The sequence below is a fragment of the Maribellus sp. CM-23 genome (genome assembly GCF_021354595.1).
Lineage (GTDB): Bacteria > Bacteroidota > Bacteroidia > Bacteroidales > Prolixibacteraceae > Draconibacterium.
The window spans coordinates 272,911-298,869 of record NZ_JADWYJ010000001.1 but is presented as its reverse complement, the minus strand read 5'-3'; the positions used below and the strand labels follow the sequence as shown (position 1 = coordinate 298,869).

The window sequence follows — 25,959 nt, the reverse complement described above, 5'->3', positions numbered from 1 at the left end:
TAAAATTTATTCTTATGATTGAAAATCGATATGCAAAAGTTACGCAATTGCTGCGTATGATTGTGTTCCTTATGATTTTTGTGCCCTTTTCATCCTGGGCACAAAATACTACGGTTTCGGGTATTGTTACTGACAACAACAACGAGCCGATTATCGGAGCTACGGTGGCGATCAAAAACACCACGGTAGGTACGATTACCAATATTGACGGTGAGTATACCATTGAAGTGCCGCAGAATGGTACCCTGGTATTTCAGTTTCTGGGATATACTACCAAAGAAGAAAGCGTGAACGGACGCACCAAAATTAATGTGCGGCTGGAAGTTGATGCGCAAGACCTGGAAGAGGTAGTGGTTGTGGGGTACGGTGTTCAGAAAAAAGTGACCCTAACCGGATCTGTTGCCGGCGTGAAAGGTGATGAAATGCGCCAGACCAAAAACGAAAACCCGCAAAACATGCTGGCCGGTAGGGTGGCCGGTGTACGTGTATGGCAGAAAAGTGCCGAGCCGGGGGCTTTCAACAATAGCTTCGATATTCGCGGTTTAGGTGCTCCCCTGGTGGTAATTGACGGGGTTCCGCGTACTACTGCCGAATTTCAGCGTTTGAACTCCAACGATATCGAAGACATTTCGGTGTTAAAAGATGCTTCGGCAGCCATTTACGGGGTGCGCGCCGCCAACGGGGTTATCCTGGTAACAACTAAAAAAGGTTCCAGCGAAGGAAAAACAACGGTTTCGTACAACGGATCTTTTACGTTCCAGAAACCTTCCGGAATGCCGGTGCTGGCTGATGCCTTTGAAACCATGACGCTTTACAACGAAAAAGCGATGAACAACATTAACGGAGGAAGCATCATTTACGACGAACAGGATTTTGAAGATTTCCGCAACGGAACACGTCGCACAACCGACTGGACTTCTTTACTGTTCTCTGATTATTCTCCGCAAAGCCAGCACGATGTTAGTATTTCTGGAGGTACCGACAAAACCCAATACTACGTTGCAATGGGCTATTTTTTCCAGGAAGGCTTTTTCAAATCAGGCGATTTGAACTACGAGAAGTACAACCTGCGTTCCAATATCAGTACCGAAATTGCCAACGGTCTAACATTCGATCTGAACCTGAGTGGTATCAACGATAACCGCAACAATCCTTATTCCAGCGCTTCGGATATTATTCGCAACTACTGGCGCCAGGGGGTGTTGTACCCGGCTTATGCCGACCCTGAAAACACAATGCTTAACTACGAAGGATTGGACCTGGAAGAAAACACGGTGGCAAAAATGACTTCGGACATTTCAGGTTACCGCAAATACAACCAGAAATACTTCCAGTCTTCTGCAGCCTTGAATTTCGACTTCGGAACCGTTTCGCACGCATTAACCGGTTTGTCGGCTAAGGCATTGATTAGTTACGACTACCGGTCTGACGACAACAATATTTACCGGAAAGAATACTACCAGTATGCCTATAATTCGATGACTGATTCGTACGATTCAAAACTGTACAACTCAAGTTCGCCCAACCAGATTCGTCGCGAAATGTACAACAAGCAGCAGGTGTTGGGACAGTTTATTTTGAATTACAACAATACGTTTGCCGATGTTCATAAGCTGGGCGGACTGTTGGGTTGGGAAACACAGAAGCGGACCGGTGATAACTTTTACGCACAACGCGACCTGGCTTTTGGTATGGAGTATCTTTTTGCCGGTACCGATGAAGACCAGATCGGCGGGATGCACAGTGGGTTGAACGATATTTACGAACTGGCCAACTCGGCATTGATCGGAAGGTTGAATTATGCTTATGCCGATCGTTACATAGCGGAAGTACAATTCCGTTACGACGGTTCTTCAAAATTTGCCAAAGGCCACCAATGGGGATTCTTCCCTTCAGCATCGGTAGGTTGGCGTGTGTCGGAAGAGTCTTTCTTCCAGTCAATTTCATCTTTGTCGTTTGTTGACCAGCTAAAACTGCGTGCCAGTTATGGTGTGCTGGGTGATGACGGTGCCCTGCAATACGACTGGGCAACGGGTTATACGTACCCGGCGGTAAGCGGTAATGCCGAAAAAGGTTACTACAACCAGTATGCGCCCGGTTATGTGTTCGGAGGCGATTTTGTATACGGTGTTTCAACGCTGGCACTTCCCAACGAGCTGATCACGTGGTTTACTGCCCACACATTCGACATTGGTGTTGACTTTGAAGGCTGGGATGGACTGTTTGGCTTCTCGTTCGATTATTTCGATCGTCGCAGAAAGGGACGTTTTGCCCGTCGTTCAGGCGATCTGCCCACTGTTGTTGGAGCAACAGCTCCGAGGGAAAACCTTGATAGCGACCGCCACTTTGGTATGGACCTCGAACTTTCTCACCGGAACCGAATTGGCGATTTCCAATACAAGGTAAAAGCCATCGGAACCATAACCCGTCAGAAATATATGACAGCTTCGGAAAAAGGTCCCTATGGAAATTCATACGACCAGTGGCGTAACAACAACTTAAGCAACCGTTACCAGGGGATACAGTTTGGTTACGAATCGGCAGGACGCTACGAAAGTTGGGATGACATATGGAATTATGCGATTTACAAAGAAAGAAATGTACTGCCCGGCGATTATAAATACGTTGATTGGAACGGCGATGGCCAGATTGACGGCCTGGATGAACATCCGATAGCTTTTGACCAGACACCTTGGCTGAACTTCAGTTTGAGCTACGAAATGTCCTACAAAAATTTTGATATGAACCTGCTTTTCCAGGGATCGGCACTGGGTTCAATGGAATACAAAGAACCGCTGTACTCTATCTGGGGAAGCAACGGTGGCGGAACACTGGAACAATACCTCGATCGCTGGCATCCGGAAGATCCGATGGCCGACCCTTACGATCCTGAAACAAAATGGATAAGTGGATACTACGGTTTTACCGGAAACTACCCGCACGGCAACTCGGAATTCAACCGTGTGAGCACTGCCTACCTGCGTTTGAAAAGCGTTGAACTGGGTTATACCCTGCCAAAGGTTAAAGCGCTTTCGACCATGAATTTGCGTGTATTTGCCAATGCCTACAACCTGTTCACGATTACAGGGGTGAAATTTGTGGACCCCGAACATCCGGATGATGATTTGGGACGTATGTATCCACTTAGCAAAACGTTGACCTTGGGCGTATCGGCAACATTTTAATTCATTGAAACAGGAACTTACGAATCAAGAAATTTGATTACAAAATGAGTTACTTAAAAAATAAACAATATTAAAGGAATGAAAAGGATAAATATATTAGCGCTGATTGGCCTGTTGTTCTTCTCCGCTTGTATGGATTTGGACATCCCGCCCAAAAACATCATTAGCGACGACGATTTACTGACGACCGAATCGGGCATGGAGATTTACATGGCACGAATGTACAGTAACATGCCTTTCGAAGATTTCAAATACATGGCCCAGTGGGGAGTTGAATTTAACTCCTGGCTTGGTGCTCTTGGTATCGAAGGTACCGGAGAAGCGCTTAACCGCGACGGAATCTGTTCCGCTTTTACAGGCGAACGTACACCCTATTGGGGAAAAGCCTTTACGCTTTTGCGCGATGCCAACTATTTGCTGGAGAACTTGCCAGAATACAAAAGTTCTTTTCCAGAAGGAAAGTACAACCATTATTTAGGCGAAGCGTATTTTGTGCGTGCCACCGTATTTAATGCCATGGCCCGTCGTTTTGGCGGTGTACCGCTGGTAACAAAGGTTATTCCTTATCCTGCCGAACAGGATGAACTGGAAGTAGCGCGCTCTACGGAAGAAGAAACCTGGGATCAGGTACTGGCTGATTACGACAAAGCGGCCGAACTGTTACTGCCTACCAGTCCGAAAAGCGGTTATGCCAATAAAAACGTTGCATGGGCTTTTAAATCAGAAGCTATGCTGTATGCCGGTAGTGTGGCCAAATACAACGAAACTGTTACCGGACGCCTGACTGGTTTTGGTGAGAAAACCGGTGTACGTGTGATTGGTTTTGCCGAAGATTCATGGGAAGCAGCTTCCAAAAAATACTTCAGGGAAGCCTACCTGGCTGCCCGGAAAGTAATGGAAAGCGGGAACTATTCGCTGTATACCAAAAAATGGGCGGCCAACGATCCGGAAGCTCAGTATCAGAACATGGTAAACATGTTCAGCGACTTGTCGAGCCCCGAAAATATTTATGTGAAAGAATATACGTATCCTACTTTTGCTCACGGATACGATGCCTACAGTGCGCCGTTTATTTTCAAAGCGCCTTTGGCTTCGGGAACTTGTCCTACACTCGATTTCATGGAATTGTACGACGGTTTTGACCGCTATCAGGACGGAACCATCCGCGTCACTGACGGCGCTTCCAATACTGATGGGAATTACCTGATGTATAACAATCCCATGGATTTGTTTAAAAATGCCGAGCCACGTTTACGTGCCTACGTTATTTTTCCCGGCGATATGTTTAAAGGGAAAGAGATTGAGATCCGTGCGGGAGTGTACACCGGTGAAGGCGCGGTTCAGCCGTTCTTCAACGATTATTCATACCAAGCAGCCGAAAAACGCTACCAGCATTTGGATGCCTACAAACAGGCGCCTAAATCGCTTTATCTGAGTCCGAGGGAAGGAAACAGCCAGGAAGTTGTTGAATACAACGGTGCTGAAATGACCGCTGCCGGGGCAAATGGTCCGTTTTTCGATAACGGCGAAGGCTGTTTAACCGGATTGTACGGTCGTAAGTACCTGAACTCCGATCCATCGTTTGAAGCCGGTGAAGGTAAATCAGATCAGCCGTTTATTCTGATGCGGTATGCCGAAGTACTGCTAAATGCAGCCGAAGCAGCCGTAGAATTGTCACTGGCGGGAGAAGCGTCTCCCGACGGGTCAAACATGCTCCAGGTGGCTACCGAAGCGGTTAACGACATTCGCGAGCGTGCCGGTGCGACATTGCTTACTGGCAACATTACGGCCGACATAGCCGGACGCGACATTGTTCGGAAAGAACGCCGGAAAGAACTGGCGCTGGAACACAAAACCAAGTGGGATCTGCGTCGCTGGAGGGTGCAACACTACGAAGGGCGTGATGGTTTCTGGGGCGAACAAAGAGACAAAGAGACTTATAGTAACAATGCCCGTTACCGTTTCCGCGGTTTGTACCCGTTCTTCTCAACCGAAACCGGAAAATATTTCTTCGATGCCCGTTTCCAATGGGTAAGTCTGAAAACGTTTGAGTACAATGTTGTTGATTATTATTTCGCAATTCCGGGTGGCGAAGTAACCAAGAGCCCCGTAATTGATCAGCAACCCAACCGGTAATAAGTAAGGATAAGTAACAACTAAGAATACATCGAAATGAAGAGAATAGGATTTTATATATTAATGTTCGCGCTGGCATCCTTTAGTTCCTGCGGCTTTTTTGAGCTGGACAACTACGACGAACCGGCCGAAACACTGCAAGGCGAGATCGTAGATGCAGCCACCGGCGAACCGGTGCTTACCGACCAGGGAAGCGAAGGTATCCGGGTACGTTTAACCGAGCTTAGCTGGGGCGACAACGTAACACACAACCCTGATTTCTACGCCATGAGTGATGGTACCTTCCAGAATACAAAACTGTTTAAAGGAAACTACAACGTTCGTATCGACGGTCCTTTCATTCCGCTGCTTCGCGAAGATGAGCGTGGTGTGCCGCTGGCCGACGAAACACAGACCCTGGATATTGAAGGGGTGACAAAAGTGAAATTTGAGGTACAGCCTTTCCTGAAAATAGAATGGGTGGACGAACCCACCGTAAGCAATGGTAAAATTACTGCCAAAGTGCGTGTTACCCGTGCGGTGTTGGAAGATGATTTTCGTGCCAAAATTGAACCGATGGGAGGTTACAGCAACAGCTTTTTAAATGTTACCGACATTCAGCTGTTTGTGAGCTACTCATCGAGTGTTGGGTACCGGGCGCGCGACGAGCGCTGGTCCAGCAAAATTGAATACACTGGTTCTGCCTTTGGTGCATTGCTCGGAGAAACGATCACCATCGAATCGAACGGAACAATTCCGGAAGGAAGGATCGTATTTATCCGTGCTGCTGCCCGTATTAATTACGATACGCCAAGGGGAAGCGGTACCAGAAGATGGAATTACAACGAAGCAAAAGAGGTAATGATTCAATAAGCTTTGATAATGGTTTAAGGTCACCGGTTTTGGGGGTGGCTTTAAACCTTCAAAAAGAGATGGGACAGAAATCTGGTTTGATAGCGAAATCAGAGGACTTATTTGTAATGGAGCTGAGCGGATAAACACCCTTGGCGATTCATCGATTATTTGAAATTGGTCATCCCTGCTTATCTTAGTAGGGATGATTTTCTTCTTGTAAAAAAATACCTATACCAATGCAAAGAACAATCACATTTTGTCTCTTGCTGGCTTTCATCTTACAGGCTTGTTCGCAGCCTCAGCCAAAAAAAGAGAAACAACCTGATCTGCCAAAGGAAAAAACAGCTTTTCAAACTTCCAATCCCTGGAAACCCGTTATTGATGTGCGGGCGGATGTCGCGATCGTTTACAGTGTGAAAGACCACCACGAAAAGGGGAACATGACTTTCGAAGAACGCGTTCAGTCGTGGCGTGATAGGGGATATACCACGCATTTTATGAGCGGAATTGCCTGGGGAGAATACCAGGATTATTTTACCGGCGAATGGGACGGCAAATGGCATCTCGATGAGGGGCAGGTAACCCAGCATGGCGACACCATTTGGCACGGACACATGGTTCCGTACATTGTTCCGTCCATGAACTTCATTAAATACATGAAAGAGAAAGTGATCAAGCGGGTGATCGATGCCGGAATTGATGCTATCTTTTTGGAAGAACCTGAGTTTTGGGCACGCTCGGGATACAGTGATGCCTTTAAACGCGAATGGAAAGAATATTACGGTTTCGACTGGCGGCCGCAGCACGAGTCGGCTGAAAACACCTATTTGTCGAACAAACTGAAATACCAGCTTTACTACCGGGCTTTGAACGAGTGTTTTACCTATGCCAAAGAGTATGGGAAAAGCAAAGGCATGAATGTTCGTTGTTATGTGCCCACACATTCGCTGGTAAATTATTCGCAATGGCAGATTGTAAGTCCCGAAGCCAGTTTGGCAGCATTGCCCTGTGTGGATGGTTACATTGCCCAGGTTTGGACCGGTACCTCGCGCGAACCCAATTATTTCAACGGTAAGGCAAAAGAGCGCGTTTTTGAAACCGCTTTTCTGGAGTATGGCTCCATGGAGTCGATGACCGAACCAACCGGCAGAAAAATGTTTTTCCTGACCGACCCGATCGAAGACTGGCCGCGCGATTGGGCCGATTATAAAAAGAACTACCAGGCTACTTTTACCGCACAGCTTCTGTATCCGATGATCGCTGATTACGAAGTTATGCCGTGGCCCAACCGCATTTACCAGGGCTATTACCGCACCAGCGCCAACAGCGAAGAGAAAGAGCGCATTCCGCGTTTTTATTCCACTCAAATGCAGGTGATGATCAATACCCTGAACAACATGCCTTTATCGGAAAACAAAGTGAGTGGTTCGCAGGGAATTGGCGTGTTGATGGCTAATTCGCTGATGTTTCAGCGTTTCCCAACACACAATGGTTACGAAGACCCGCAACTGTCAAATTTTTACGGACAGGCGCTTCCTTTGCTAAAACGGGGTGTTCCGGTTAAAACGGTTCACATCGAAAACGTTTCGTTCCCCGAAACCTGGAAAGATGTGAAAGTGCTGATCATGTCGTATTCAAACATGAAACCGATGGATCAGTCGTCGCACGATCACATTGCCGAGTGGGTGAAAAACGGTGGTGTGCTGATGTATTGCGGCCGCGATCAGGATGCTTTTCAGAGTGTTCAGGAATGGTGGAATACCAATGGAAATAACTTCAGCGCTCCGTCCGAAGATTTGTTCCTGAAAATGGGTTTAAAAGCACCTTTTAAGGCTGGCGAATTTGAATACGGCAAAGGAAAGGTGTGCATTCTCCGCAACGATCCCAAAGAATTTGTGCTGGAGTACAACAAGGACGACGTATTTGTAAACACTGTAAACGCATTGTATCAGGAGGAAACGGGCAGCGAACTTGTATTTAAAAATTCGTTTGCGCTTACGAGGGGGCCTTACGAACTGGTTGCAGTAGTGGATGAAAACCCGGACAAAACTCCGTATTCAATTAAAGGAAAGCTGATTGATTTGTTTGATCCCGAAATTCCGGTGTTGGACGAGAAACTGGTAAACCCGGGCGAACAGGCTTTCCTGTTCAATATCGGGAATGTTGAAAATCCGGAAACGCCACAGGTTTTGGCTACTGCCGCCAGGGTTTACGACGAAAACAGATTGCGAAACGAATATTCTTTTGTGACGAAAAGCCCTTTGAATACGACCAATGTTATGCGGGTGCTTTTGCCCAAAGAAGTGAAAAAGACAGAAGTGACCGATGCAGCCGGTAATCCAATGGAGGCCGGCATGTCATGGGACGGGGAAAGCAAAACCTGCTTCCTGCGCTTTGAAAACAATCCGGACGGAGTACAGGTAAAACTGAGTTGGTAAACCTGCTGTTTGTACAGAGAATCAATACAAATTATCAAAATAAATAGAGGAAAGAAGGATGGTTAAAAAAATTGGATTTTTAGGTGCATTGCTTTTTTTTAGTTTTCTACTGAAACTAAGCGCACAAACGTTTGATCCTGTTAGCTATGTGAGTACGCTGGTGGGAACTAATTCTAAATACGAACTTTCAACCGGAAACACATACCCGGCAACAGCTTTGCCTTGGGGAATGAATTTCTGGTCGCCTCAGACCGGAAAAATGGGCGACGGGTGGATGTATAAATACACCGACGATAAGATCAGGGGATTCAAGCAAACACATCAGCCCAGCCCGTGGATGAACGATTACGGTCAGTTTTCGATTATGCCGCTTACCGGCGAAGCTGTTTTTAACGAAGACGAACGCGCCAGCTGGTTTTCGCACAAGGCAGAGATTGCCAAACCATACTACTACAGTGTTTACCTGGCCGATGTAGACGTAACAACCGAAATTGCACCCACCGAACGTGCTGCCATGTTTCGTTTTACGTTTCCCGATAGCAAAAACTCTTTTGTAGTGGCCGATGCTTTCGACCGCGGTTCGTACGTGAAGATCATTCCCGAAGAAAATAAAATTGTTGGCTACACAACCCGCAATAGTGGCGGTGTGCCCGATAATTTCAGAAACTATTTTGTGATTGTGTTCGACAAGCCTTTTACCTATTATGCTGTCGTAAAAGACGGTGAAATTTCCAAAGGCGAAAAGGAGTTTGAAGGAAACCACGCAGGTGCCATTATTGGTTTTGAGACTTCAAACAACGAGCAGGTAAACGCACGGGTTGCCTCTTCTTTTATCAGCGAAGAGCAGGCCATGCTGAATTTGAAAGAATTGGGCAACGATGGTTTGGATGAAATTGCCGCTAAAGGAAAAGCTCGTTGGAACGAGGTGTTGGGGAAAATTAAAGTGGAAGACGATAACATCGATAACCTGCGTACTTTTTATTCCAACCTGTACCGCACGGTGTTGTTCCCACGGAACCTTTCGGAGATCGATGCCAGCGGAAACGTAATGCATTACAGTCCGTACAACGGAAAAGTGCTGCCGGGTTACATGTTTACCGATACCGGTTTCTGGGATACTTTCCGTAGTCTGTTTCCTTTCCTGAATTTGGTGTACCCTTCTGAAAACCAGAAAATGCAGGAAGGCCTGGTGAACGCCTACAAGGAAAGCGGGTTCCTTCCGGAATGGGCCAGTCCGGGGCACCGCGATATTATGGTGGGGAACAACTCAGCCTCTGTGGTGGCCGATGCTTACGTGAAAGGTTTGCGAGGCTACGATATTGAAACCCTTTGGGAAGCTTTGAAACACGGTGCCAACAGCGTGCATCCGAAAGTAAGGGCCACGGGAAGGACCGGTTACCAGCAATACAACCAGTACGGTTACATTCCGAACGATGCGAGCATTGATCAAAACGTAGCTCGTACGCTGGAGTATGCCTACAACGACTGGACGATTTACCAACTGGGAAAAGCGCTGAACAAACCCGAAAGTGAAATCGGGATTTATGCACAGCGCGCCATGAACTATAAAAATCTGTACAATCCGAAAAATAAACTGATGGCAGGAAGGGCTGCGGACGGAACTTTTTCCGATTCATTTGAGCCCACCGACTGGAGCCGCGACTTTACTGAAGGCAACAGCTGGCATTACTCGTGGTCGGTGTTTCACGATCCGAAGGGATTGATGAACCTGATGGGCGGGAAAAAAGAGTTTGTGAACATGCTCGATTCTGTTTTTATTATTCCGGGATCGGAAGGTATGAAAAGCCGCGGAATGATTCATGAAATGCGCGAAATGCAGGTAATGGACATGGGGCAGTACGCCCACGGAAACCAGCCCATCCAGCACATGGTTTACCTGTATAATTACGCTGGCGAACCTTGGAAAGGACAGTACTGGGCCCGCGAAATAATGGACAAGCTGTATGCGGCCACTCCCGACGGATATTGCGGCGACGAAGATAACGGACAAACTTCTGCCTGGTACGTTTTTTCATCACTTGGATTTTACCCGGTTTGCCCGGGAAGCGATGAGTACATACTGGGTTCTCCACTGTTTAAATCGGTAAAAATTGAACTGGAAAACGGAAAAGAGGTCAGCATTAAAGCGGACAAAAACGAAAAAGAAAACCGCTACATTTCTGAAATGAAGCTGAACGGTAAAAAGTACACCAAAAACTACCTGAGGCATGAAGATTTGATGAAGGGGGCGAAAATCAATTTTAAAATGAGCCCGGTTCCGAACAAAAACAGGGGAGCGGACGAAAAAGATTTTCCGTATTCTTTTTCCAGCGAAGAGTAATCGTCGGTAATTATTGCGAACTTTAGGGAGAATCGTTCAAATAATAATTTTAACAACATGAAACAAATCCTGTGGGCGCTTTTAGTGCTTGTTATGGTCGGAGTTCAGCAAGTAAAGGCCGAAGAACTGACCGTTGCGTCTTTTAACATCCGGTACCACAATGCTTCCGACTCGGTAAAAGGAAACGGCTGGAAACAGCGTTGCCCGGTAATCTGCGACTTGATCCGTTTTAATGATTTTGAGATTTTCGGAGCGCAGGAAGTCTTGCACGACCAGTTACTTGATATGCTTGCCGGTCTTCCCGGCTACGACTATGTGGGTGTTGGCCGCGACGACGGTAAAACCAAAGGCGAATATGCCCCGGTTTTTTATCAGAAAGACAAGTTTAAAGTGCTGGAATCCGGAAATTTCTGGTTGTCGGAAATTACCGACCGCCCCAACAAAGGATGGGATGCAGCTTTGCCGCGGATTTGTACCTGGGCAAAATTCAAAGACCGTGAAAACGGGTTTGAGTTTTACTTTTTCAACCTGCACATGGACCACATTGGAGTGGAAGCCCGGAAAAACAGTGCCCGGCTGGTTTTGAAGAAGATCACCGAAATGTGCGGCGACAAGCCGGTGATTCTGACCGGTGATTTCAATGTGGATCAGCACAGCCCTAACTACGCGGTGCTGGAAGGATCGGACTTGCTGAACGATGCCTATGAAGCTGCCAAAGTGAGGTATGCCTTAAACGGTACCTTTAATAATTTTAAACCCGATATGTTTACCGGCAGCCGGATTGATCATGTGTTTGTCAGTCCCGACTTTGGGGTGGAACGTTACGGCGTTTTAACTGATACTTACAGAACTGAAATTGCTGACAGCAAGTCGGAAAAGTCAGGAAATTTTCCGCAGGAGGTTTCGCTGAGGAAATACGAGGCACGAACGCCTTCTGATCATTATCCGGTGAAAGTGGTTTTAAGTTTTGATAAATAGAGTAGAAGAACCGGAGTCGGTCTTTCTTAATGTATTCCATAAAAGCAGAGAGACTGGCTCCGGACACTTGCCTGAAATGTAGTTGGAAGTCTGCCTGCGTGCATAGTTGCTCCGAAGCATTTTAGGAACATTATTGTAAGTTTGAGAAAGCTTAAGGCAGGGAGGAACCGGTAACAGCGGTTTCATTTTCCTGAGAGCTAAATATTTTAACCTAATATCAACAAATTTCCGTGGTAGATGCCTGGCTGGATAAAGCCTTGAATTTAGCCCGGAGAACAGAGACTGAATAAGTCGGAAAAGTAAAACTGATTTGCTTTTTTAACCAAAATACGACCAACAAAATCTGATAAATAATGAAGAGACGGTTCGGCCAATTAATTCTTTCAATGAACATAACCAACTCTGCCGGAAGGGGCGAATCCGTTTCAAAAAATCTTTTAATTAAAATGAACAGAATATTTTTCTATTGCATTGTTTTTATGTTGACCGGAACGCTGTTGCAAAGTTGTCAGCCCGCTGCAACACCAGTAAAGGTTGAGCAGGGAGAAAGCTTCAGAGCTCCTGCTTACCCGCTGATTACGATTGATCCCTATACCAGCGCGTGGTCAACTTCCGATAATTTGTTTGATACACCGGTAAAACACTGGACAGGTAAAAACCATTCGCTGATCGGTGCTATCCGTGTGGACGGGCAAACGTATCGTTTCCTGGGGAAAGAGGAAATTCCGCTTCAGCCGGTGTTGCCAAGCGCCAAATACGAAGCCTGGGAAGCCAGGTACGTAACACAGGAACCTGCCAGAGGCTGGGAGAAACCCGGATTTAACGACGTTTCATGGAAAAGTGGCCTGGCTGCTTTTGGTACACCCAACTCCGGCGAAACAAATACTTCGTGGACAAGCCCGCATATCTGGGTGCGCCGCGAGTTTACTTTGCCGGCAATCAGCAACGATAGCGAGCTGTACCTGATTTATTCGCACGACGACGATTTTGAGTTGTACCTGAACGGAACTGAAATCATTAATACCGGTAACCGCGCCAAAAGCAATGTGGTGCTAAAACTCGATAAAAGCCTGTTAAATGCGGATGGGAAAAATACCATTGCAGCACATTGCTGGGACCGCGGAGGTTTGGCGTATGTTGATTTTGGCATTTTCAGGGAAAGCGACGAAAAACCTGTATTTGCACAAACTGCGGTTCAAAACAGTGTGAAAATGACCGCCACTCAAACCAAATACGATTTTACCTGCGGCCCGGTTGATTTGCAGGTGGAGTTTGTTTCTCCTTTATTGATGGATGACCTGGACCTGCTTTCGCGTCCGGTAAATTACATCAACTACCAGGTGGTTTCCAACGACGGACAAGCGCACGATGTGGAAGTTTACTTTGAAACGACTCCCGAGTGGGCGGTGAACGAACTGAACCAGGAAGTGGAAGTGACCACCGGCAAAATTGGTGACCTTAGCGTAGCAAAAACCGGAACAACAGAGCAAGCCATTTTGCAAAAGAAAGGCGACAATGTGCGCATCGACTGGGGCTATTTCTACCTGGCAACACCCGGGGCTGCAAATAAAACAATGGCAATCGGCGATTTTGTAGATATGAAGAAATCGTTTGCAGAAGGTGGGAAAATAAGCAGCCGGTTGGATAAAATGACAGCAGTTATGTCGAACTCGATGCCGGTACTGGCATGTACCGACGCTGTTGGAAAAGTTTCGGCTAAACCTGCAAACGGTTACGTAATGCTGGCTTACGACGATATGGAATCAATTCAGTATTTCGAAAAGAACCTGAAAGCCTGGTGGACAAAAGATGGCCAGGTGACGATTGATGAGGCGTTGACAGCGGCGGCCAAAGACTACGAAAGCATTATGGCGCGTTGCGATGCGGCCGATGCAAAAATTTACGAAGAAGCGCTGGCAGCCGGCGGTGAAAAATATGCGCGTTTGTGCCTGCTGGCTTACCGCCAGACGATTGCGGCGCACAAACTGGTAAAAGACACCGAAGGCAACACGCTTTTCCTGTCAAAAGAAAACTTCAGCAACGGCTCCATCGGCACGGTCGATATAACTTATCCATCGGCTCCTTTGTTCCTGAAATACAATCCGGAGTTGTTAAAAGGCATGATGAACCCAATTTTTTATTATTCGGAAAGTGGAAAATGGGCGAAACCGTTTGCCGCACACGATGTGGGTACCTACCCCATTGCCAACGGACAGACTTATGGTGGCGACATGCCGGTGGAAGAATCCGGTAACATGGTAATTTTGGCAACTGCAATCGCAACCGTGGAAGGCAATGCCGACTACGCCGCCAAACACTGGGACGTACTGACAACCTGGGCCAATTATTTGCTTGAAAACGGTTTAGATCCGGAAAACCAGCTTTGTACCGACGACTTTGCCGGTCACTTTGCGCACAACGTAAATCTTTCAGCAAAAGCCATTATGGGGATTGCCGGTTACGGTAAACTGGCCGAAATGCTGGGCAAAGCCGATGTTGCCGAGAAATACACAACACAAGCCAAACAAATGGCGCAGGAATGGATAAAAATGGCCAACGATGGCGACCACTACCGCCTTACTTTTGATCAGCCCGGAACCTGGAGTCAGAAGTACAACCTGGTTTGGGACAAGCTGCTCAACCTGGGTATTTTCCCACCCGAAGTAGCGCAAACCGAAATTGCCTATTACCTGACCAAACAAAACAAATACGGCTTGCCGCTCGACAACCGCAGAACATATACAAAATCAGACTGGATTGTTTGGACAGCCACTTTGGCAAATGACAACGAAACGTTCCAAAAATTTATGGATCCGCTGTATAAATATGTGACTGAAACGCCCGACCGTGTGCCAATGTCAGACTGGTACGAAACACCTACCGCAACACAGGTGGGTTTTCAGGCTCGCTCGGTGGTTGGCGGGTATTTTATTAAGATGCTGGAAAAGTAAGATTTAGCAATAATATTACTCCCGTTTCGAAGCCTATTCGAAAGGAGAAAATGGATATTTGTTTTCTGCCAGTGGCAGTTGGCCACTTAACTGAATCGGTAAAGGGACAAACCATTGTCCCTTTTACCCATTTCAGCAAGAAGCGGCTTTTGGAATAAATTATAACAAACATCTAATTAAACTGAGAAATAGATCAAACGAAACTTAAAATTAAGAACATGGGATTCAGACTTTTGTACTTCGTTATGGGTAGCCTGATGTTGTTGGGGCATTCGGAACCGGATGCCGGACCAAAACAAAATGTGAAAAACACTTTTACCAATCCCGTTTGGGAAGGAGCCGATCCATGGATCGTTCAACAGGGCGATGAGTACGTTTACTGTTTTTCGGCCAACAATGGCATTTCGGTATCACGTTCAAAACTGCTCTCCCAACGAGGAAAGAACCGCAAAATATGGAGTGCTCCCAAAACTGGTTGGAATAAATCGTGTGTGTGGGCACCCGAAATTCATTTTATCGACGGGCACTGGTATGTGTATTATGCTGCCGGCGAATCAGGACCGCCTTTTATTCACCAGCGAACCGGCGTATTGCGCTCAAAAACAGCAGATGTTTTCAGCGAATACGAGGATATGGGGATGTTGAACACCGGTGACGATCCCGGCGATATTTCAAAAAACATTTGGGCTATCGACATGACAGTGTTTGAACATCAGGGGAAATTATATGCCGTGTGGTCGGGCTGGCTCAAGCAAATGGATACCGATGCCACTTCGCAGCATTTGTTTATTCAGGAGATGGAGAATCCTTATACTTTAAAGGGAAAAAGGGTGTTGCTTTCGTCGCCCGAAGAAAGCTGGGAAACCGGTGGACCTCTTAACCTGAACGAAGGACCGCAGGTTTTAATGCGGAACGATCAGGTATTTATCGTTTACTCGTGTCGTGAGTCGTGGCTAAAAGAGTACCGTCAGGGCATGTTGCAACTTAAGAGTGCGAATGCTGATCCGCTGAATCCTGAAAGCTGGAAAAAACAGGGGCCGGTATTCGAAGGGAACCAAGCCGTTCATGGAGTGGGACATGTATCGTTTGTTAAATCGCCCGACAGAACAGAAGACTGGATCATCTATCATTCAAAAAAAGGAACAGAGCCCGGTTGGAACCGCGACGTACGCATGCAGCCGTTTACCTGGAACACCGACGGAACTCCGAACTTTGGGGAAGCCGTCAAAGCGGGTGAGCCATTGAAACGTCCATCGGGGGAAGTGAAAATCGAAAAAGCATTAAAAAATGAATAAACTAAGTTGGTTGCTTATTTTATTGGCCGCAATGGTTGTTGGCTGCTCCGTGCCGGAAAAGAACGTGGATGAGCGCCCCAATATTCTGCTTGTGATGGTGGACGACATGGGGTATTCTGATCTGGGATGTTATGGCGGAGAGATTCAAACACCGAATATTGATCGCCTGGCAGAAGAAGGTGTTCGTTTTACGCAAATGCACAACTGCGCCCGGTGTTGCCCAACGCGTGCCTCTTTGCTTACCGGGCAGTATCCGCAGGTGGCGGGCATTAACGGGATGGGCGTAAACCTGGCGATGAATACGGCTACCATTGCCGAAGTGTTAAAGGAAAACGGCTACCGCACCGGCATGACCGGAAAATGGCATTTGTCGCAAACCAAACCGGTAGACGATCCGGTGGAACAGCTTCGCTGGATGGCTCACCAGGTGGATTACGGTCCCTTTTCTCCGCTTGAAAACTATCCGTGTAACCGGGGTTTCGAAGAACATTGGGGAGTTATCTGGGGCGTGGTAAATTTCTTCGATCCTTTCAGCCTGGTCCACAACGAAGAGCCGATAAAAGAAGTGCCCGACGATTTTTATATGACCGATTTTATCACTCAAAAATCACTCGATCTGATTGACGATTACAGCAGGGACGACCAACCGTTCTTTTTGTACGTGGCGCATACCGCACCGCACTGGCCTTTGCACGCACTTCCGGAAGACATTGAAAAATACAAGGATACTTACAGCGAAGGTTGGGAGGTTTTGCGCGAAAAACGTTACAGCCGAATGCTGGAGCTGGGGCTGATCGACCGTGAAACTTACCCGCTTCCTGAAAACTCGTCGGGTAGAAAATGGGACGAATGTGAGCGGAAGGAATACGAAGCAGCTTGTATGTCGGTGCATGCGGCAATGGTTGACCGTGTTGATCAGGGGATTGGCCGGATCATTGAAAAGTTGAAGGCTACCGGACAATACGACAATACCATCATTTTTGTACTTTCTGACAACGGGGCTTCTTACGAACGGGGCTATCCTCCCGGTTTTGACAGGCCAGGATTTACACGCGATTCTACCATTATCGAGTACAATTCGGATCATCCGGGAGCCGAAACCACCTGGAATTACATTGGAAATGCATGGGCGAGTGCGGTCAACACGCCTTTTCGCTACTGGAAAAAGGAATCGTACGAAGGAGGGAGCGCCACTCCGTTTATTGTACACTGGCCGGCTAAACTCAAGAAGCAGGAAAATACAATCAACCGTGGCTTGACGCATGTGATCGATATTTTGCCCACTTGTCTGGAACTTTCGGGGAGTACATATCCTGAAACGGTTAACGGCCTGAAGGCAGTGCCCCCGGTGGGGAAAAACCTGTTACCCCTGCTTTTTAACGAAACAGAATCGATACACGATACGCTGTATTGGGAACACGAAGGTGGCCGCGCCATCCGGATGGGAGACTGGAAAATGTCGGCACTGCCAAACCGGGAGTGGGAATTGTTTAACTTAGCAGCTGATCATACCGAAACCAACGATCTTTCGGCTGAACTTCCGGAGAAAGTGAAAGAAATGGACGAGGCCTGGAAAATCTGGGCACATTCCATTGGAGTGCGCTGACCGGATATTTTTGACATCAACTTAAATCAAACCTAATAATGAAACAAATCAAAATCAGTTTAAATGAATTTGCGCTTGTATTGCTTTTGGGGCTAATAACCTTTGTTACGGGGTGTCAGCCGGCAAAAGAACCGCTGAAATTTGACAACCCGTTACCCGTTGAATTTGGCGATCCGTATATTCTGAAAGCATCGGATGGAATGTATTACATGGTTGGCACCGGTGGTGTAAAGGATGGCTTCAAAATGTATTCGTCTTCGGACTTAAAAAACTGGAAAGACGAAGGCCGCATTTATCAGGGAAATACAGATGATTCGTGGAATATCGCCAATTTCTGGGCTCCTGAATTGTACGAAAAAGACGGGAAGTTTTATCTGCTGTTTAGTGCTGACTGGCGTGAAAATCCCACCAACGAACTCGAAAACTTTCGTATCGGAGTGGCGGTTGCCGACAATCCAACCGGGCCTTACACCGATCTGATGGATCGTCCGATATTTGATCCGGGATATCCTGTTATCGATGGAAACCTTTGGTTTGAAGACGACAAAGTTTACCTGTATTATTCGCGCTGCTGCTATAAAAATCCGGTGGAAAGCGAAGTGGCCGACTGGGCCCGTGAAAAAGGGATGTTCAAGGAGATTGAAGAGAGCTGGATTTACGGGGTAGAACTTCAGGCTGACTTCTCTGGGATTATCGGAGAACCCAAACTATTGCTGCGTCCCCCGGTGAAGATGGACGATCAGCAGGCAGAGTGGGAAAGTCGTTCGGTAACCTCGGGCGAAGTTAACCGCCGCTGGACCGAAGGTTCGTTCCTGCTGAAAAACAAGGATACCTACTACATTATGTACTCGGCCAATTACTTTGGTGGGAAAAACTACGCAGTGGGTTATGCCACTTCCGATTCTCCTTTAGGCCCCTTTCAGAAAGCCGCTAACAACCCGGTTTTGCAGAAAAACGTAGAGCAGGGTGGTGTGGTAACGGGTACCGGGCATAACTCGGTGACACTGGCTCCCGATGGGGAAACACTGCTGTGTGTGTACCACGGAAGAACTTCAAAAACAGGAGACGAACGCGTGGTTTTTATCGATCCGATGGAGATTGATACGAATGGAAAACTGATTGTTCACGGACCGACAACAAAAGAAGATCAACGATGAAAAAAGTTTGGATAAATCTATTTTTGGCTTTGGCAATCCTTCTTGCGGGATGCCATAGCACGACTCAGAATTACAGAACTCAGCAGGTGCCTTTCAACCAGGTAAAAATCAGCGATCACTTTTGGAGCGGACGATTACAGGCACATGCCGATGCCACGCTGGAAACCTGTATTGCTCAGGCACAGGATTCAACCGAGCGAATCAATAACTTTATTAAGGCCGCGGGGCTGATGGATGGAGGACACAAAGGAATTTATTTTGATGATTCGGATGTGTACAAAGCGATGGAAGGCATTGCCTATTCGCTGATCAACAACCCAAATCCGGAGCACGAAGCTTTACTTGACAGGTGGATCAGCTACATTGCCAAGGCTCAGCAAGCGGATGGTTACCTGAATACTTTTTACACGCTGAACCACCCTGAGGACAGGTGGACCGACATGGAAAAGCACGAAATGTACTGTGGCGGGCACATGATAGAGGCTGCAGTAGCACATCACAAAGCTACCGGGAAAACTACCTTTTTGAAGGTAGCGACCAATTTTGCCGATTACTTGTGCGAAACCTTTGGCCCCGGTAAAAAACATTGGGTTCCCGGGCACGAAGAGATTGAACTGGCGCTGGTAAAACTTTACCACGAAACGGGTGAGAAAAAGTACCGGGACTTGTCTCATTGGTTGCTGGAAGAACGCGGCCACGGACATGGTAAAGGCGCTATCTGGGACAACAAACACTGGGGACCGGCTTATTGCCAGGACGATGTTCCTGTTTCTGAAATTTCGGATATAAAAGGACATGCGGTGCGAGCCATGTACCTGTTTTCGGGAATGGCTGATGTGGCAGCCGAAAAGAACTTACCGGAATATGTGGCTGCGCTCGAACGTGTTTGGGAGGATGTGGTGGAACGCAATATGTACATTACCGGGGGAATTGGAAGCTCCGGTTCGAACGAAGGATTTTCAAGTGACTACGATCTTCCCAACAAGGAAGCCTATTGCGAAACCTGTGCCTCCATTGGCATGGTTTTATGGAACAGCCGGATGAACCTGTTTTCGCAGGATGCTAAATACATCGATGTGATGGAGCGCTCGATGTACAACGGCGTACTGGCCGGAGTTTCGCTCGAAGGTGACCTTTTCTTCTATGTAAATCCGCTCGAGTCGGAAGGACATCACCATCGTCAGGAATGGTTTGGCTGCGCTTGTTGTCCGAGCAACGTGTCGCGCTTTTTACCTTCTGTTGGCAGCTATATTTATGCTACTTCTGAATCAAACGGAGTGTTTGTAAACTTATACGTGGGAAGCACAGCCGAAATGAAAGTGGGGCCTGCAAAGCTCAAACTTGTTCAGCATACCAATTACCCCTGGGACGGAAACATCGAAATAGAAGTTCAGCCTGAAAAGAAAGCTTCTTTTCCCGTACATCTCCGGATTCCCGGATGGTGCAAGCATTTTTCGCTTTCGGTAAACGAAGAAAAGCAACATTCTGTCCAAGAGGAAAATGGCTATGTGACTTTGGATAGAAACTGGGAAGAAGGAGATAAAATTTTGCTTGAGTTGGACATGCCGGTGGAAGTAGTTGCGGCCGATCCGCGTGTGGAAGCAAACGTTGGCAAGCGCGCGATTCAACGGGGCCCGCTGGTGTATTGCATTGAAGAAACGGATCAGAAGGATGAAAGCTGGGACGATATTTATTTGTCAAAAGCCAGCACTTTTAAAACAACAAAAGCTTTCGGTAAACTGGACGGAATGGTTCAGGTAGAGGGAAGCACGGGTGATGTGAATTTTACGCTGATCCCGTATTTTGCCTGGGATAACCGCGAAGCAGGAAGAATGAAAGTTTGGATTGATCATAAAGAATAGTTCAGAAGATACAACATGAAGCATATTTTTAAACTAATGGTTGCCGCCTTTTTTATAACGGCTTGCACGGCTCCTCAAAAAGACAGGAAGCAGGAAGCTTATCAAAACCCGGTTATTAAAGGAGATTTCCCCGATCCTACGATTATCAGGGTGGGTGACGTGTATTATGCCGCCGGAACCAGTAATGATTTTGCTCCCAATTATCCACTCTACGAATCAAAGGACCTGATCAACTGGAAGCGAATTGGTGCCGTTTTTAGCGAGCCGCCTGCGTGGTCTTCGGAAGATTTTTGGGCTCCTGAACTGTATTATAGAGACGGAACCTTTTTCGTGTACTATACCACCAAAAGAAAGGATACAGGAATCGCCTGCATCGGTGTGGCAAGCACAAAAAATATTTATGAAGGATTTACCGATCACGGAATTATTATTGAGTGGGGCGACGAAGCCATTGATGCTTTTGTATTTCAGGATGAGGATGGTAAGTTTTACATTACCTGGAAAGCGTATGGTTTGACCGAAGGCCGCGAGATTGAAATCTTAGCGTCTGAATTGAGCGAAGACGGATTGAGCTTAAAAGGCGAGCATTTTTCGCTGACGGATCAATCAAAAGGTTGGAAAGGCCCGGGACACGAAGGCCAGTGCCTGATAAAACGCAATGGCTACTATTACCTGTTGTATTCGGCGGGTGGTTGCTGCGACAATCGCTGCGATTACCACGTTATGGTGGCGCGGTCCAAAAACTTAAGAGAGGGCTGGGAACAAAATCCTGAACCCATTTTGCAGGGAGGAGAAACCTGGCGTTGTACAGGGCACGGAACGTTGGTGAATACTCCCGACGGACGGCACTTTTACATGTATCATTCGTACAATGCCACCGATTTCGAGTTTATCGGGCGGCAGGGAATGCTGGATGAAATGTTCTGGAACGAAGAAACGGGCTGGCCATATTTTAAGAATGGCACGGCTTCGGAAAGTGCGCCGGTTCCGTTTGAAAATACGGTACAAAGAATTGATTCCGTTTTTGCAGACGATTTCTCAACCAATAAGTTTTTATCGTTTCTGGAATGGGACATAATAGGAGTGAAACCTGATGCGAAAGTAGCAGACGGTGAACTAATAATTACTCCGCAGCAAAGCGGCATTTCTTTCCTGGGGTTGCGGCCCGAAAAAGGAAATTATGAGCTGGTGTCAGAGGTAATTCCTGCAGAAGGACGAAATGGAATCGGTATCTACAGCAATATGAATTGTTTCTTGAGCCTTGCAGTCGACCAGAATGACTTGGTGCTATACCAGGTAAAAAATGGCGAAGAGCAAATTCTCTCGAAGGTGGCATTGAACAAACCGGCTTCAGTGTTCCTAAAGTATGAAGCTGTTTCCGGACGCTACTTTCAGTTCTTCTGGTCGGAGAACGGTGAAGACTGGATTCCGGTACAGGTGAATCAGCCACAGCAGGTTGACGGGACCTTTCTCGCTCAATGGGGATTTTCTCCCCGCGCTGGTTTTATTACCCAGGGAGGCGGTAAAAACGCTTTTCACTTTTCATCAGTAACAATAAAGTATCACTATAATTAAAGGAAAATATGAGTATGTACAAGATTTCGCATTTTATACTTCTGTCCTCTTTTATGTTATTGTGCCTCACGGGAATGGCGCAAAAAAGAACGGGCAATAACCATAATCCGGTGTTTGACGGTTGGTATGCCGATCCTGAAGGAATTGTTTTCGGCGATAAATACTGGATTTTTCCGACGTATTCAGCGCCTTACAACGAGCAGGTTTTTATGGATTGCTTTTCTTCAAGCGATCTGGTAACCTGGGAAAAGCACGAACGGATTATTGACACTACCGAAGTAAAATGGGCGTGGCGTGCGATGTGGGCCCCGGCGATTGTTCAGAAAGACGACAAGTATTTCCTGTTTTTCGCAGCCAACGATATTCAAAGCGATAACGAGGAAGGCGGAATCGGGATTGGCGTGGCCGATCAGCCCGAAGGCCCGTACAAAGACTACCTCGGCAAACCGCTGCTCGATAAATTTCACAACGGTGCTCAACCCATCGATCAGTTTGTTTTTCAGGATAAAGATGATCAGTATTACATGTTTTACGGTGGCTGGCGGCATTGTAACGTTGCCAAAATGAAGGACGATTTTACCGGATTTGTTCCTTTCGACGATGGTACCATTTTTAAGGAAATCACGCCCGAAGGTTATGTGGAAGGCCCGTTTATGTTTATCCGCAACGGCAAGTATTATTTTATGTGGAGCGAAGGTGGCTGGACAGGTCCCGACTACAGCGTGGCTTATGCCATTGCCGATTCGCCCTTTGGCCCGTTCAAAAGAATCGGAAAGATTCTGAAGCAAGATCCAAATGTGGCAACTGGAGCGGGGCATCACTCAGTGATTCAAGTTCCCGGAACGGATGAATACTACATTGTGTATCATCGCCGCCCTTTGGGTGAAACCGATGGAAATCACCGCGAAACCTGTATTGATCGAATGTATTTTGATGAGAATGGCCTTATTAAACCGGTAAAGATTACTTTTGAAGGAGTATCTCAAAGACCGTTGAAATAAAAGAGTTTATTGAATCTAAAACACCTAATACCTTTAAAAAATGATGAAGAGAATTTTGAGTCTGTTAATGATTGTTGGTTCGTTGAATGTGTTTGCCCAGTGGCAACCTGCGGGCGATAAAATTAAAACTTCGTGGGCAGATAAGATGGATGTAAACAATGTTTTGCCCGAATATCCCCGTCCTTTGATGGAGCGCTCCAGCTGGCTTAACCTGAATGGCTTGTGGGAATATGCAATTACAGCCGCAGGGCAAACACAACCCGGAGAGTTTGACGGCGACATTTTGGTCCCGTTTGCAGTTGAATCAAGTTTGTCAGGGGTGCAGAAGCGTGTGGGCGCCGAAAAAGAACTGTGGTACAAACGTACTTTTACAGTTCCATCTGCCTGGAAAGGTAAAAAAATGCTGCTGCATTTTGGCGCCGTTGATTGGAAAGCCGATGTGTGGGTGAACGACATTAAAGTGGGGAATCACGAAGGGGGTTACGATGCTTTTTCGTTCGATGTAACGCCATTTCTTGCCAAATCGGGAGAACAAAGCCTGGTGGTAAAAGTTTGGGACCCTTCCGACAAAGGATACCAGCCACGCGGAAAACAGATTGGAAATCCACATGGGATCTGGTACACTCCGGTTACCGGTATCTGGCAAACAGTTTGGCTGGAGCCTGTGGCTGAAAAACACATTACAAGCGTGCTTGCTGTGCCTGATATCGACAACGGCAGCCTGAAAGTGAATGCAGGTGTTTGCGGCGCCTCGTACGGTGATATTTATGAAGTGGTGTTGAAAGATGCCGGGAATGTGGTATCAAGTGGAAAAGCTGTGGCCGGGCAGTCGGTTGACCTGGCAGTTGCCGATGCAAAATTGTGGAGCCCCGAATCGCCTTTTCTGTACGACCTGGAAGTAAAACTGATGAGCAGTGGAAAAACGGTGGACGAAGTGAAAAGTTACACCGCCATGCGCAAGGTTTCCTCGAAACGCGATGAAAACGGAATTGTACGTCTGCAACTGAATAACAAGGATTATTTCCAGTTTGGTCCGCTTGATCAGGGATGGTGGCCCGACGGACTGTACACGGCCCCAACAGATGAAGCGTTGAAATATGACATTGTTAAGACAAAAGATTTTGGCTTTAACATGATTCGCAAACACGTAAAAGTGGAGCCGGCTCGTTGGTATACCCATTGCGACCAGCTGGGAATTCTGGTTTGGCAGGACATGCCCAACGGCGGTGAATCTCCGCGTTGGCAAAACCGCCAGTATTTTGACGGAACCGAGCTGAAACGTTCGCCTGAATCGGAAGCCAACTACCGCGCCGAGTGGAAAGAGATCATGGACGAACACATGTCGAATCCCTCGGTGATTTGCTGGGTGCCGTTTAACGAGGCATGGGGACAGTTCAAAACCGAAGAAATTGTGGAGTGGACCAAAGCGTACGACCCGAGCCGTTTGGTAAATCCTGCCAGTGGCGGAAACCATTACCGTGTGGGTGACATGCTCGACCTGCATAATTATCCCGGCCCCGAAATGTATTTGTACGACGGCAGCCGTGCCACGGTTTTGGGTGAATACGGCGGTATTGGCCTGGCCCTCGAAGGACATCTGTGGATGACGGATAAAAACTGGGGCTATGTTCAGTTTAAGAACTCAAAGGAAGTAACGGACAAATATGTTGAGTTTGCTGAGCAGCTGATCAAAATGGCAAAATCGGGATTTTCGGCAGCGGTTTACACACAAACTACCGATGTGGAAGGCGAGGTAAATGGCCTGATGACCTACGACCGGAAAGTGATCAAACTGGAAGAAGACCGCCTGAAAGCCATCAACCAGAAGGTTTGTAAAGTGCTGGAAGATTAATACAGATTAAAAAATAATCGGATTTGTATCCGGCTTTAGAGAGATTCCCCTGAGAAATCGGGGGAATTTTTTTGTTCCGCCAGCCGCACTTATACAGGAAGCAAATGGGAATGTTCAACATTCTCAGAGCCTAACACTTTGGGCTTTATCGTTTTGATGTGATTTGGATAATTCAGGAAACAAAAAGTTCGATAAAAAGCAAGGCAAACAAGCCGTACTCGCTCAGGTTGTCTTTTAAAAATTTGCGGGCTTTGGTAATGTGGTCTTCCACCGTTTTAACAGAAATCCCCAATTCGTCGGCAACTGCCTGGTTCGAAAAACCTTTTTCTTTGCTTAAAACATACACTTTCTTTCTTTGCGGTGGCAACTGGTCAACCAGGTGGGTTATTTTTTCGGTTAAAAGATCATAGTTCACCCGCGATTCGGTGTCTATCGCATTTACCACCACTTTGTTCTTTATATCTTCCAGGTATTGTTTCTCAGAGAGCTTTTTCCGGAAGACCGAAATAATGGTGTTTTTGGCAATGGTGAACAAATAAGCATTTAAATTCGAATCTTTGTGGAGCTTTTTTCGGTTTTCCCAGAGGTTGACAAATACTTCCTGTACAATGTCTAAAGCATCGGGTTCCGATTTTAAATAGCCAAAAGCAAAATGGTAAAGCTTGGCACTGTATTTTTCATACAGTTCGTTTACCACAATCTTATCGCCGGAAATTAAGCGCTTTACGAGTTTAGCTTGATCCATTCT

General features: G+C 46.9%; 15 protein-coding genes. 14 read left to right on the top strand and 1 reads right to left on the bottom strand.

All coding sequences use genetic code 11. From position 1 onward, the window contains the following. Positions 1-14 precede the first annotated feature (14 nt). From INQ51_RS01075 to INQ51_RS01010, 14 genes are all read left to right on the top strand, one after another. Positions 15-3,185 carry a SusC/RagA family TonB-linked outer membrane protein gene (locus INQ51_RS01075; protein ID WP_233376049.1) on the top strand — a complete coding sequence of 1,057 codons (3,171 nt, stop codon included), beginning with the start codon at positions 15-17 and terminating at the stop codon, positions 3,183-3,185. Positions 3,186-3,263: 78 nt separating this feature from the next. After that, positions 3,264-5,321, top strand: a complete 2,058-nt coding sequence (locus INQ51_RS01070) for a RagB/SusD family nutrient uptake outer membrane protein (protein WP_233376048.1) — start codon at positions 3,264-3,266, stop codon at positions 5,319-5,321. 36 nt (positions 5,322-5,357) lie between these two features. Next, on the top strand, positions 5,358-6,173 hold the full coding sequence (locus INQ51_RS01065) for a DUF3823 domain-containing protein (RefSeq protein ID WP_233376047.1): 816 nt from the start codon (positions 5,358-5,360) through the stop codon (positions 6,171-6,173). Between the two features lie 218 nt (positions 6,174-6,391). Beyond that, a complete protein-coding gene (locus INQ51_RS01060; protein WP_233376046.1) occupies positions 6,392-8,593 on the top strand; it encodes a hypothetical protein in 2,202 nt (733 codons plus the stop codon). 58 nt (positions 8,594-8,651) lie between these two features. Beyond that, positions 8,652-10,934 (top strand): GH92 family glycosyl hydrolase, encoded by a 2,283-nt coding sequence (locus INQ51_RS01055; RefSeq protein ID WP_233376045.1) that lies wholly within the window; start codon positions 8,652-8,654, stop codon positions 10,932-10,934. 57 nt (positions 10,935-10,991) lie between these two features. Continuing rightward, positions 10,992-11,912: an endonuclease/exonuclease/phosphatase family protein gene (locus INQ51_RS01050; protein WP_233376044.1), complete on the top strand. Its 921-nt coding sequence runs from the start codon at positions 10,992-10,994 to the stop codon at positions 11,910-11,912. Positions 11,913-12,358: 446 nt separating this feature from the next. Further along, the gene (locus tag INQ51_RS01045; RefSeq protein WP_233376043.1) at positions 12,359-14,863 is read left to right on the top strand and encodes a glutaminase domain-containing protein; all 2,505 of its coding nucleotides are present in this window, start codon (positions 12,359-12,361) and stop codon (positions 14,861-14,863) included. A gap of 218 nt (positions 14,864-15,081) precedes the next feature. Next, positions 15,082-16,158, top strand: a complete 1,077-nt coding sequence (locus INQ51_RS01040) for a family 43 glycosylhydrolase (RefSeq protein WP_233376042.1) — start codon at positions 15,082-15,084, stop codon at positions 16,156-16,158. Next, on the top strand, positions 16,151-17,764 hold the full coding sequence (locus tag INQ51_RS01035) for an arylsulfatase (RefSeq protein WP_233376041.1): 1,614 nt from the start codon (positions 16,151-16,153) through the stop codon (positions 17,762-17,764). The genes INQ51_RS01040 and INQ51_RS01035 overlap by 8 nt, the downstream gene beginning before the upstream one ends. A gap of 38 nt (positions 17,765-17,802) precedes the next feature. Then, positions 17,803-18,921 (top strand): glycoside hydrolase family 43 protein, encoded by a 1,119-nt coding sequence (locus INQ51_RS01030; protein ID WP_233376040.1) that lies wholly within the window; start codon positions 17,803-17,805, stop codon positions 18,919-18,921. Next, positions 18,918-20,783: a glycoside hydrolase family 127 protein gene (locus INQ51_RS01025; protein WP_233376039.1), complete on the top strand. Its 1,866-nt coding sequence runs from the start codon at positions 18,918-18,920 to the stop codon at positions 20,781-20,783. The genes INQ51_RS01030 and INQ51_RS01025 overlap by 4 nt, the downstream gene beginning before the upstream one ends. A gap of 15 nt (positions 20,784-20,798) precedes the next feature. Further along, the gene (locus INQ51_RS01020) at positions 20,799-22,358 is read left to right on the top strand and encodes a family 43 glycosylhydrolase (protein WP_233376038.1); all 1,560 of its coding nucleotides are present in this window, start codon (positions 20,799-20,801) and stop codon (positions 22,356-22,358) included. Between the two features lie 8 nt (positions 22,359-22,366). Then, positions 22,367-23,359 (top strand): glycoside hydrolase family 43 protein, encoded by a 993-nt coding sequence (locus INQ51_RS01015; RefSeq protein WP_233376037.1) that lies wholly within the window; start codon positions 22,367-22,369, stop codon positions 23,357-23,359. Between the two features lie 40 nt (positions 23,360-23,399). Next, positions 23,400-25,211, top strand: coding sequence for a glycoside hydrolase family 2 protein (locus INQ51_RS01010; protein ID WP_233376036.1), 1,812 nt, complete (start codon positions 23,400-23,402; stop codon positions 25,209-25,211). 172 nt (positions 25,212-25,383) lie between these two features. Here INQ51_RS01010 and INQ51_RS01005 read toward each other — a convergent pair whose 3' ends face one another. Then, on the bottom strand, positions 25,384-25,956 hold the full coding sequence (locus INQ51_RS01005) for an RNA polymerase sigma factor (RefSeq protein ID WP_233376035.1): 573 nt from the start codon (positions 25,954-25,956) through the stop codon (positions 25,384-25,386). Between the last annotated feature and the right edge of the window lie 3 nt (positions 25,957-25,959).